The organism is Arthrospiribacter ruber (genome assembly GCF_019343195.1).
GTDB lineage: Bacteria > Bacteroidota > Bacteroidia > Cytophagales > Cyclobacteriaceae > Arthrospiribacter > Arthrospiribacter ruber.
Genome location: NZ_RPHB01000001.1, coordinates 506,327 through 518,228, shown reverse-complemented (window position 1 = coordinate 518,228; position 11,902 = coordinate 506,327). Strand labels below are relative to the sequence as shown.

11 protein-coding genes are annotated in these 11,902 nt (G+C 38.0%); 3 read left to right on the top strand and 8 right to left on the bottom strand.

Going from position 1 to position 11,902, the window contains the following annotated elements; genetic code table 11:
* Window positions 1–85: 85 nt before the first annotated feature.
* The 5 genes from EGN73_RS01995 to EGN73_RS01975 form a co-directional block, all read right to left on the bottom strand.
* A complete protein-coding gene (locus EGN73_RS01995) occupies window positions 86–901 on the bottom strand; it encodes an ABC transporter permease (protein WP_219286591.1) in 816 nt (271 codons plus the stop codon).
* Window positions 894–1,031: a hypothetical protein gene (locus EGN73_RS01990; RefSeq protein WP_219286589.1), complete on the bottom strand. Its 138-nt coding sequence runs from the start codon at window positions 1,029–1,031 to the stop codon at window positions 894–896. The genes EGN73_RS01995 and EGN73_RS01990 overlap by 8 nt, the downstream gene beginning before the upstream one ends.
* 329 nt (window positions 1,032–1,360) lie before the next feature.
* Window positions 1,361–1,894, bottom strand: coding sequence for a DUF6169 family protein (locus EGN73_RS01985; RefSeq protein WP_219286587.1), 534 nt, complete (start codon window positions 1,892–1,894; stop codon window positions 1,361–1,363).
* Entirely contained in the window at window positions 1,878–2,027 is a 150-nt protein-coding gene (locus EGN73_RS01980) for a hypothetical protein (RefSeq protein ID WP_219286585.1), read from the bottom strand. The genes EGN73_RS01985 and EGN73_RS01980 overlap by 17 nt, the downstream gene beginning before the upstream one ends.
* A 766-nt stretch (window positions 2,028–2,793) precedes the next feature.
* Window positions 2,794–3,300, bottom strand: coding sequence for a winged helix-turn-helix domain-containing protein (locus EGN73_RS01975; protein WP_219286583.1), 507 nt, complete (start codon window positions 3,298–3,300; stop codon window positions 2,794–2,796).
* 426 nt (window positions 3,301–3,726) lie between these two features.
* Between EGN73_RS01975 and EGN73_RS01970 the strand changes: the two genes are divergently transcribed.
* Complete coding sequence (locus EGN73_RS01970) at window positions 3,727–4,077, top strand: four helix bundle protein (RefSeq protein WP_219286582.1); 351 nt, start codon at window positions 3,727–3,729, stop codon at window positions 4,075–4,077.
* A 329-nt stretch (window positions 4,078–4,406) separates the two neighbouring features.
* Here EGN73_RS01970 and EGN73_RS22795 read toward each other — a convergent pair whose 3' ends face one another.
* Together EGN73_RS22795 and EGN73_RS01960 are read right to left on the bottom strand one after the other, a co-directional pair.
* Complete coding sequence (locus EGN73_RS22795) at window positions 4,407–4,688, bottom strand: type II toxin-antitoxin system RelE/ParE family toxin (protein WP_219286581.1); 282 nt, start codon at window positions 4,686–4,688, stop codon at window positions 4,407–4,409.
* Complete coding sequence (locus tag EGN73_RS01960; RefSeq protein ID WP_219286579.1) at window positions 4,678–4,908, bottom strand: tRNA pseudouridine synthase A; 231 nt, start codon at window positions 4,906–4,908, stop codon at window positions 4,678–4,680. The genes EGN73_RS22795 and EGN73_RS01960 overlap by 11 nt, the downstream gene beginning before the upstream one ends.
* A 2,086-nt stretch (window positions 4,909–6,994) precedes the next feature.
* Between EGN73_RS01960 and EGN73_RS01955 the strand changes: the two genes are divergently transcribed.
* Complete coding sequence (locus EGN73_RS01955; RefSeq protein ID WP_219286577.1) at window positions 6,995–7,246, top strand: hypothetical protein; 252 nt, start codon at window positions 6,995–6,997, stop codon at window positions 7,244–7,246.
* A gap of 511 nt (window positions 7,247–7,757) precedes the next feature.
* On the opposite strand, the gene EGN73_RS01950 is transcribed toward EGN73_RS01955, so the two are convergent.
* Window positions 7,758–8,342: a hypothetical protein gene (locus EGN73_RS01950; RefSeq protein ID WP_219286573.1), complete on the bottom strand. Its 585-nt coding sequence runs from the start codon at window positions 8,340–8,342 to the stop codon at window positions 7,758–7,760.
* Between the two features lie 971 nt (window positions 8,343–9,313).
* Between EGN73_RS01950 and EGN73_RS01945 the strand changes: the two genes are divergently transcribed.
* On the top strand, window positions 9,314–10,219 hold the full coding sequence (locus EGN73_RS01945; RefSeq protein WP_246611420.1) for a glycosyltransferase family 4 protein: 906 nt from the start codon (window positions 9,314–9,316) through the stop codon (window positions 10,217–10,219).
* Window positions 10,220–11,902: the final 1,683 nt, after the last annotated feature.

Below are 11,902 nucleotides of genomic sequence, written 5' to 3'. Positions count from 1 at the left end.
ATAATTATCCTGATAATTAATGTACTCTTTTATTATTTTGATATCATCAAATCTTATGTCTTACGTCTATTGTCTTAAGTCTTTATTACGCCACATCTGCAAATACCTTTTCCATTTTCCGAAAATAGAAAAGACCAAAAACAAATAAAATCACTCCGATAAAAGCACCGGGCCAAATCCAATCCCAAGGCATCGGACGACTGAGGAACATGGCGCGAATGCCTTCTATCACTCCTACCATAGGATTGAGAGAATAGAGGAATTGCCATTGTTCTGGAACAGCTGTCGTACTATAAACTACAGGAGCTCCATAAAGTAACAGTTGTACGATAAAGGTTAGCGCATATTTGACATCTCTATACTGCACGGCCATGGCCGAGAGGATCATTCCTATGCCTAGGGAAGTCATGAGGAGTTGTATCAGCAGTAAGGGTAAAAAGATAATCCCCAATCCTGGTACTACTTTGAAATAAATCAAAAGTACCAACAAGACCACGAAGGAGATGATAAAGTCTAAGAGCTTGGAAAATATAGCTGCTAAAGGAAGAATCAACCTCGGAAAATAAACTTTGGTGATCATTCCGGCATTTGCGACTAGACTATTGGCTGATTCATTTAAAGTCCCAGAAAAGTAATTCCAGGGCCAGAGCGCCAAATAAGAAAACAAAATATAGGGCATACCATCCGAATCTACTTTAGCCAATCCACCGAATACGACTGTAAATACCAAAGTGGTGAACAGCGGTTGAATAATCGCCCATCCTATACCTAAGATAGATTGTGCATATCTGGCCTTAATACCTCTTACAGTAAGAAAATAAAGTAAATCTTTATATCTCCATAGCTCCTCAAAGTCTATGACTTTCCAGCCTTTGGATGGCTCAATGATGGTTTTATTCATTCAAAAATACTTTTGCAGGCACCCCAATTACTTTCACCCCATCTAGAACATCCCTAGTCACTACCGCTCCTACTACCACATAATCTCCAATTTTTACTTTAGGTGCTTTATTATTTAGGGTTACAACCATAAAAACACGTTGCAGCTGGCGACTTTTTGTGGTTATAAGCTCAAAAACTTTTAAGTGGGAGAAGTGAATAATGGATAGTTTAATTGTGGAATTGATTAACTGTTTAACTGATGAACTGGCAGTGGTTAGGGGTTAAATTGTGTAAATGATTAATTGTTTAACTGATGAACTGAGGGTTCAGTGGGGAGTGAATAGTGCATAGTAATCAGTTGGGTTTGGTTTTGGTTTGGAAGGTCTTCCTATTATTTAATTTAAAATTTAAAATGGATGAATTGAAAATGAGGCTTGGTCATGGGTTCAAGGTTTACCTGATTTTAAATTTCTAATTTTCAATTTTTCATTTCAAACCGACACCTGTTTTCTTTACTATCCGTATTTAGCGTGTTTTCAATTTGATCATAGATCTCAATGAGTCTAATTTGGTTTGGATTTTCCTTATGAAAAATCAATGAGGTATATAGCTGTTGAACTTCGATATTTGATGTTCTTATCGATATAATTTTATCAATTTTCGATATAAAATCTTTATGTTTATAGTTTTTGTACCACCTATCAAAAATCATATTTCTCTTTTCCGCTTTATCTTTCTCCTCCGAGCAGACATAAATTAAGGCATTTTCTACATTCTGAAAAAAATTTTCAATGATGCTTGCTACTGTCTTCGAAACTTTTGAGTCATAAACTTCGAACTCATCATTTCCTTTTTCTAATATTATTTGAAAAACATTAGGGATTTCTTCCCCAGAAATAGTTGAAAAAGTCTGGTCTACAACAAAAGCAACTCTGTATAAAATTTTGTTTTTTGTTACAAAATTGTAGGTGCTCGTTAAATTATCAAAAACGTAATTATAATGGTTTTGCAAACTTGATACCTTTTTCAGTCACCTTTTCAATAGGTATTTCTCCTTTGATATATGCCCTTACAGTCTCTTTATCCTTGATCATCTTGGATACAGATTGTACTATTTTTTCTCTATTTATATTATCCTTCGCCATTCAATACAAATTTATATTTTTTTTCCAAAAGGTTTTTAATCAGCACATTGAAAACCATAAAAACAATAAAATGATTCATTGAGAATTGGGGTTAGTAGTGTAAAGTTAATAGTAAGTAGTGGATAGTGGATAGTTTAATTGTGTAATTGATTAACTGTTTAACTGATGAACTGAGGGTTCAGTGGGGAGTGAATAGTGAGTAGTGGATAGTGAGTAGTGAATAGTGAATAGTGATCAGTTGGGTTTGGTTTTGTCTTGTCTTGTGTCTTGTCTTCCCGATGCTCGGGACAGGCTTTGTGTCTCGTCTCCCGCATCTATCTTCTTAGATCTCTCCTTCGTCGAGATGACAAGGTGAAGCCGAAATTTCTCTTAATGTTGAAATTATAAAGTCCCTTTACTATTAAGCTATTTCAGGACATGACATTATTTAATTTAAAATTTAAAATGAAGGAATTGAAATGAATAGTGAGTAGTGAATAGTGATCAGTTGGGTTTGGTTTTGTCTTGTCTTGTGTCTTGTCTTCCCGATGCTCGGGACAGGCTTTGTGTCTTGTCTCCCGCATCCAGCTTCTTAGATCTCTCCTGCGTCGAGATGACAAGGTGAAGCCGAAATTTCTCTTAATGTTGAAATTATAAAGTCTCTTTACTATTAAGCTATATCAGGACATGACATTATTTAAATTACGATTTACGATTTACGATTTACGAGGCTATCACATACTCTAAAACATCTTGATTCTCCCTTAACGCACTCGTTTCTCGCTTCTCATTTCCCAAAAATCATAATCCCCATCAGCCCTTCCGGTTCGGATTCGTGGATGGAGACGGCAACTTTGCGGTTGATCTTTTCGAAGGTTTTGTTTTTGAGAAACTCCAGGTAATCCAGGTCCAGGTTGCGGCCGATCAGGACCATTTCCACGGTTCCGGAGTCTACTCCCTTGGCATAGTCCCCGATGATATAAGCTTTTTCTACCTCTCCCATTCTTTTGACCACCTGTTCGACGAGGGTATCCAGTCCCAGGAATTTGGCGACCATGTTGCTGATTTCGTCGAAGAAAGGATGGGTTTTGTTGGCCCGGTAGACCTTGGTCTTCCCCTCCTCCCCTGCTGTGAGCAGACCGGCTTCTGTAAGGCGGTTGAGTTCCACGCGGACTGAGTTGGTCGATTCATCAAATTCCTTGGCCAGCGAACGCAGGTAACCTGTATTGTGGTGGCTGAAGAACTTCAGTAGGAGTTTGATGCGGGTTTTGGAAGTAACGAGGGAGTCGAGCAATTTTTTAGTGAAAAGTGGATAGTGGATAGTGGATAGTGAATAGTGGATAGTGTATAGTGTATAGTGATTAGTGATTAGTGATTAGTGATTAGTGAATAGTGGGGGTTTGGTGTATGTTTAGGGTTATCCTTAACTATTAACTGATCACTGTTAACTGATTTTAGTGTATAGTGAATAGTGAGTAGTGAATAGTGGGGGTTTGGTGTATGTTTAGGGTATCCTTAACTATTAACTGATCACTGTTAACTGATTTTAGTGTATAGTGAATAGTGATTAGTGTATAGTGGGGGTTTGGTGTAAGTTTACGGTTGCCCTAACTATTCACTGTTAACTGTTCACTATTAACTCTTAACTATTTATCCGGTTATTTTTAAGCTAAAAACCTGATTTTTAATATGTTTATGAAAACTAAATTTGACAAATTTTATGAAAGCAGTTATTGTTGAAAAAACTCTTCTATTTGCTGAGAAAATATTGAATGTATATTTTTTCCTCCGGGAGCATAAACATTACAGATTGGCAGAACAGATTGTTGGATCAGGGACTTCCATCGGTGCCAATGTAATCGAGGCCCAAGCGGCCCAGTCAAAGAAAGACTTTATTTCAAAAATGAGTATTGCATCAAAAGAGGCAAGGGAGACTGAATTTTGGCTTAAACTTTTCAATCGGAAAGATCTCCTAATGGACCACCCTGATTATAAATATCTAAGTTCCGAGATCGTTGAAATTATCAAAATTCTTAATGCTATTCTTGTAACATCGAAAAGGAGGGAATAGTGAGTAGTGAACAGTGAGAAGTGATTAGTGTATAGTGGGGGTTTGGTGTATGTTTAGGGTTATCCTTAACTATTAACTGATCACTATTAACTGTTAACTGATTTTAGTGGATAGTGGATAGTGTGTAGTGAGTAGTGGATAGTGTATAGTGAGTAGTGTATAGTGAGTAGTGGGGGTTTTGAGTAAGTTCAGGGTTAACCCTAACTATTCACTTTTAACTATTAACTCATCACTATTAACTTCTGTAATCCGGCAGGTGTGGCGTAGGGACAAAACTTTGAGACCTTCAAAGCGGCCATAAAGTTTTGCTATCCAATAATACCAAAACGCTAAGGATTATTTTGGTTATACACTAAACTGAATACGACAATCCGGTTATTTTCCCGGTCAATTTTATAAAGTATAATATGGTTTTTGAAAAGTAAATCTCTAATATCCTCCGACTCAAAAAATATTGATTTTCTGTGCCTATGTGGTTCCTTTACTATAGAACCTATGGCTTTCATTAGTTCATTTTTAAATTTTCTCGCAACTCCTGGCCTGTATTGGGCTATATACTCGAGCTGAACATTTAATTTTATAATAAATCTTTGTGAAAATTTAAGCTCCATACTTTTTTAAAGTACCCTCAAGCATCACATCTAATTCTTCTAAGGAAACAAATTTTTCAGGAAATTTAAATGACTCCTCCAAATCAATCGCAACATCTTGCTTTAATAAATCAAGATTTTGAACCTCAACTATTTCCAATTCATCCTTAGAAAATCTATTAAAAAACCACATCAGATGATTATAAATTTTGTCGTTGACTTTAATTTTTATCGTATTCATAGTTTAATTATTTCCTTGCCAATTAGGGTAGTATAAAAGTAATTATTTACAAGTTAAATTACGAATGATTTTAGAATTGGGTTATCAGTGGATAGTGAGTAGTGAATAGTGGGGGTTGGGTGTAAGTTGAGGGTCGTACTTAACTGATCACTGATCACTGATAACTATTCACTGTTAACTGATTTTAGTGTATAGTGAATAGTGAGTAGTGAGTAGTGAATAGTGGGGGTTTTGAGTAAGTTCAGGGTTAACCCTAACTATTCACTGATAACTATTCACTGTTAACTATTAACTATTCACTCATTACTTCCAACGCTTCGCCCTTTCAGTCCCAGGGGAAACCTAGCGGGATGAGTAAAAAACTTACTCTTGAGTAACAAATTTACTCGGAGATTTGAATAATGCAAATTGGAGGGGGGGAATGTTTAATTGATGAAATGTGGAATTGTGGAATTGATTAACTGTTTAATTGATTAACTGATTTGGGGTGATGTTTAATTGATGAATTGTGGAATTGGTTAATTGATTAACTGATTAACTGATATTTGGTGATGTATAATTGAAATATGGTGGAAATATAGTAGAGATAAGGTTGAAATATGGGTTTGACTAAGTTGAAGGCTAGGTTTCTAAGTTAAGGGATTGGGATATTGATGGATATTGGAAGATATTCATGGATATTGGTTCTAGATATTATCCAAAAATCTGCGGGATCAGCGTGATCTGCGGGAGGAAAAAGTGAAAAGTGATTAAGGGTTAAAAGGTTAAGCGTTAAGCGTTAAGCGAATTTGACGGGCAAGAGAAAGCTGTTAGTGGAGACACTAACAGGGGCCGGAAGTTGTTGGGATATTGATGGATATTATAAGATATTCATGGATATTGTTCTAGATATTATCCAAAAATCTGCGGGATCAGCGTGATCTGCGGGAGGAAAAAGTGAAAAGTGATTAAGGGTTAAAAGGTTAAGCGTTAAGCGTTAAGCGAATTTGACGGGCAAGAGAAAGCTGTTAGTGGAGACACTAACAGGGGCCGGAAGTTATTGGGATATTGATGGATATTGGAAGATATTCATGGATATTGGTTCTAGATATTATCCAAAAATCTGCGGGATCAGCGTGATCTGCGGGAGGAAAGAGTGATTAAAAGGTTAAGCGTTAAGCGTTAAGCGTTAAGCGAATTTGACGGGCTAGAGAGAAGAAGGCTTCAACTTGTCATCCCGAGGGGACCGAGGGATCTTTTTTTCACGCAAAGAAAAATAAAGATTAAAGGAAGGGTTCTTATGCTTCACTATTTTTTCTATAGGCTGAACTCTATTATTGCCCTTTTAAGATCGCAGAGGTGTGCCTACGGCACTCCTTCCGGATTGGGGTTCCGAATGGGCCGTCCCTACAGGACGGTTGGGGATCCTGGACATTTTTTGGTTATCAATGGGATGTGCTTATGGCACAATGAGATTTTAGATTGTTGATTAAAGATTTTAGATTGAAAAGCACTTATCAACCAATTTTCCATAATGTACAAATAGAGCGGTGGCAACCGAACCAATTCATCAAACCCCTTCCCTGCTTCTCCGTGACTCCGTGGCAAAAATTGGCCCCATTCTAAGATTATTTATCCTCTGACCATCCATCCAAAGCGAAGCTTTATCTGCGGGGAAAAAGTTTAATTGTGTAATTGATGAATTGATTAACTGATTGGGGGAAGGTTGTTAAAAGTTAAATGTTAAACGTTAAACGAATATGATCGGTAAGGGAGGCCTGTTAGTGGAGACACTAACAGGGGCGGGAGATATAGAAAGGATGAAGGATGAGGGATGAGGGAGGAATCCGACCGAGTCATCTGGGCGGAGTCGGGCAGAATATGGTGTGTTGGGTGGTTTTTTGGTATTAGACGTTTTTGAATTTCGAATATCGAACATTGGATATCGAATAATGAAGTAGGTCAGCCTTGGTTGACTGCGTGTTAAAGCCTGAAAGGCTGTTCTGTGGTAGCCCGGACTGGGAAAAAGTTTAATTGTGTAATTGATGAATTGATTAACTGATTGGGGGAAGGTTGTTAAAAGTTAATTGTTAAAGGTTAACAGAATGTGATCGGTAAGGGAGAGCTGTTAGTGGAGACACTAAAAGGGCCTGTGGAGACACAGACCGGGGCGGTGGCTTCCGTCATTCTGACGAAGGAAGAATCTCCTACCTTTTTTATCAAGAGACTCCCCGAAAGAATCCGGGCAGGCTTTCGCTTCACTACCATTGACAGAAACGTACGTCACTCTGACGAAGGAAGAGTCTCCCAAAGTAGAAGAGATCCTTCATCTCCGCAAGCTCCGATACCATTGACATAAGTCTATTTCTGATTTAGTTCAACCCCTTTAGGGTTGGGCTTCAACTCTATTTCATGAATTCCCCGGGTTGCTACCCGGGGCTATTCATAGTTTAACCCCTGCGGGGTTTTATTCAATAGTCATAAGCTTTCTGTAAATGCAAAATTTTAAAATCTCAGGATGACGTACACCAACTGTCATTCCCTTTCTGTAAATGTCAATTTTAATGACTCAGGATGACGTACACCAACTATCATTGCCTTTCTGTAAATGCAAAATTTTAAAATCTTAGAGTGACGTGTCCCTCCGATTTATGTCAATGATAATGAAGGGAGGCATCCGGTTTCATCCTAAAGCGAAGCTTTATCTGCGGGGAAAAAGTTTAATTGTGTAATTGATGAATTGATTAACTGATGAGGGTAGGTTGTTAAGGGTAAAATGAAAAGGATGAAGGATGATGGAGGAAGGATGAGGCCTGTTAGTGAAGACACTAACAGGGGCCGTGAAATCATAAGTCTCCCCACTCTTTCATTTAATTCTTCAATGCGCCACTTCTAAAACTTCCTTCTATATCAATGGTTTTGGTTTCTGCTTTATCAGTAATCACGCGCAAAATTGCTTTGCCTTTAAATGTTCCTTCCACTGTAAATTTGATAGGATCATGATTCCGTAAGGTTACTTCAAAAGGCAAGGGCTCTTCATTGTAATAGGAATAGTTTCTTTCAAACAGTTTCACATGATTTCCAGGAATAGATCCTCCAAAATAAGGGTCTCCATTTCTTCCTATACTTGAAAGCCCACGGAAAACCATAAATACACAGGCTCCTTTTCCGGATGTTTTGTCGCATCCCTGCTGAATGTCAATATCAATTGCTTCATCGTGAAAAAGAATAATATTTCTTCCTTTTCCCGGAATAAATTCTTCCAGCACCGGACTGCTTTCTGATGTTCTATAATCTTCTTTAAGATTGTAACCATATTCATAATCAACACCATCGATTTTAACTTTGACAAAGAGGTCATAATCTTTAATGATAACAGGTTCTTCAGCTTCTTTTTCCGTGCAGGAAACAAGGTAAACTAAACATAGCAATGCGAAAACTAGAGTTCTTTTCATATAGGATAAATTTTCGAAAAGTATGTTTAATTCTAATCTAAAACAATACCCTATACTGGGTATTTTTCAATGTATGTCAGTGGCAGAAATAGGGTCTAAATATTTGTTTTTTAGGTAGTTTTTTGATTGAAATTTAAGTGCTCGAGTAACTGTTTAATTGAAGACTTACCTGCCGGTAAGTGGATTTGGGTAAAATGAAAAGGATGAAGGATGATGGAGGAAGGATGAGGACTGTTAGTGGAGACAGTAACAGGGGCGGGAGAGGAATTACGATTGACGATTTACGATTGTCGGGCAGAATATGGTGTGTTGGGTGGTTTTTTGGTATTAGATGTTTTTGAATATCGAATTTCGAACTTTTAATATCGAACACTGAATAATGAAGTAGGTCAGAATTATTTGGTGGCATATTTAAGCCTGAAAGGCTGTTCTGTGATAGCCCGGACTGGGAAAAAGTTTAATTGATGAACTGTTGAATTGTAGAATTGTAGCATTGATTAACTGTTTGACTGATGTGGATGGCGTTGTTAAAGGTTAAAGCTTAACCGAATTTGGTAGGCAAGAGATATCTGTTCGTGGAGACAGGAACAGGGGCCGGGGAAATTCAATACCACTTGCACAAAAAAAACACCATAAAAATTAGAAAAGATTATTTTTTTTTATGACTTTTCGAATGCAGTAATCACCAAAATTTATAATACAATGCCAATTTGGCAATATCTGCAATAGAAGTGGGGTAAATTGAATCGAAGATTAGGAGTCCAGTGAAGATACTTTTTCTATCTAAATATCCACGGTTGGGGGCCAGCAGTAGGTTGCGAACTTTTCAGTTTCAATCTCACTGGGAATCGATTGGCTGCCAGACCAAAATCCAGCATTTTTTCAATGAAAAGTACTTAAGCGAAATTTATGCCCACCGGAAACCATCATTACTTAATGTACTCTTTTGTTATTTCAAAAGGTTCGCCCAATTGCTGACTGTTTGGCGATATGATGTGATATGGATAGAAAAGGAAGTTTTCCCCTATCTCCCTTCGTATGCAGAATGGACTTTCAATAAACTCGGAGTCGGTTATGTAGTTGATTACGATGATGCGGTTTTTCACAATTACGACAAGCATAAATGGCCTTTTGTAAGGAGATGGATGGGGGACAAAATTGACTGGGTGATGCGCAATTCAAAACTCACCATTGCCGGAAATGCTTATTTAGAAGACAGAGCAAAATCCGCAGGAGCCAAAAACATCCTGCGTCTTCCCACTGTAGTGGAAAGCAAAAAGTATACTCAAAAGCCTTTTAACAGGGACAAAAACAAAATTACAATTGGCTGGATGGGAAGCCCGACAACAGTCAAGTACCTAAGGGAATTATTGCCTGTTTTAGAGGAACTACAGAAAGAAGTTCCCTTTAAGTTGCTGGTGGCCAATGGACAAAAAAGCATTGAATTTGAAGGCGAATATGAATGCCTAAGGTGGTCAGAGGAAATGGAAGTGGACATTATCCATCAAATGGATATTGGCATCATGCCTCTTCCTGATGATGACTGGGAAAGGGGAAAATGCTCTTATAAACTTGTTCAATACATGGCCTGTGGTCTTCCGGTAGTGGCTTCTCCTGTGGGCATGAATAAGGAAGTTGTGGATCATGGGATCAACGGTTATCTGGCCAAGTCTAAGGAGGAGTGGAAAATATTTCTTTCCAAACTTATATTGGATACGGAATTGAGAAAGCAGCTAGGCGACAATGGTTATGATAAAGTTCATACTTTTTTTACAGTTGATAGAAATTTTGGCCTTATGAAAGAATTACTTTTTGAAAAAAATCTGGTCGCAGCACATTTGAGTTTACCCAATGGGATTAGGAAGGAAGAAGAGTGAGTAGTGGGTAGTGAATAGTGAAGAGTTAATAGTGAATAGTTAATAGTGAAGAGTGATTAAGGGTTAATTGTGGAAAAGTTTAATTGTTTAATTGATTAACTGTTTAACTGATTTGGGGTGATATTAAATTGAAATCGGAGTGAAACGGAGATCCCGAGAGTGAAACGATTCGGGATAGGTAGAAATATGCTTCGCGAAATATTTTGAAATATAGGTTTGACTAGGTTGAAGGATTGGTCTCTAAGTCAGGCTGATGGGATATTGATGGATATTGGAAGATATTCATGGATATTGTTTCTAGATATTATCCAAAAATCTGCGGGATCAGCGTGATCTGCGGGAGGAAAAAGTGAAAAGTGATTAAGGGTTAAAAGGTTAAGCGTTAAGCGTTAAGCGAATTTGACGGGCAAGAGAGAGCTGTTAGTGAAGACACTAACAGGGGCCGGAAGTTGTTGGGATATTGATGGATATTATAAGATATTCATGGATATTGTTTCTAGATATTATCCAAAAATCTGCGGGATCAGCGTGATCTGCGGGAGGAAAAAGTGAAAAGTGATTAAGGGTTAAAAGGTTAAGCGTTAAGCGTTAAGCGAATTTGATGGGCAAGAGAGAGCTGTTAGTGGAGACACTAACAGGGGCCGGAAGTTGTTGGGATATTGATGGATACAGGTAGATATTCATGGATATTGTTCTAGATATTATCCAAAAATCTGCGGGATCAGCGTGATCTGCGGGAGGAAAAAGTGAAAAGTGATTAAGGGTTAAAAGGTTAAGCGTTAAGCGTTAAGCGAATTTGACGGGCAAGAGAGAGCTGTTAGTGGAGACACTAACAGGGGCCGGAAGTTGTTGGGATATTGATGGATATTATAAGATATTCATGGATATTGTTCTAGATATTATCCAAAAATCTGCGGGATCAGCGGGAGAAAAAAGTGAATAGTTTTTAGTGAAGAGTGATATATGGTAGAAATATGCTTCGCGAAATCGAAGTGCAACGGAGATCCCGAGAGTGAAACGATTCGGGATATATTGAAATATAGGATTGGACTTAGTTGAAGGCTTGGATTTCTAAGTTAGGGGATTGGGTATAGTGATTATTGACGGGCAAGAGAGAGCTGTTAGTGGAGACACTAACAGGGGCCGGAAGTTGTTGGGATATTGATGGATATTATAAGATATTCATGGATATTGTTCTAGATATTATCCAAAAATCTGCGGGATCAGCGTGATCTGCGGGAGGAAAAAGTGAAAAGTGATTAAGGGTTAAAAGGTTAAGCGTTAAGCGTTAAGCGAATTTGACGGGCAAGAGAGAGCTGTTAGTGGAGACACTAACAGGGGCTGGAGAGGAATTACGATTGACGATTTACGATTATCGGGCAGAATATTGTGTGTTGGGCGGTTTTTTGGTATTAGGCGTTTTTGAATATCGAATATCGAACATTGAATATCGAATAATGAAGTAGGTCAGAATTGTTTGGAGGCATATTTAAGTCTGAAAGGCTGTTCTGTGATAGCCCAGACTGGAATTTATGGAAGTCTGGGGTAAAAGAGATCATGCCGTACATAGGAGGCCTGAAATAGTTTAATTGTTTAACTGATGAATTGATTAACTGGTGAAGGGAAGGTTGTTATCGGTTAAACGTTGAGCGTTAAGCGTTGAGCGAATTTGATGGGCAAGGG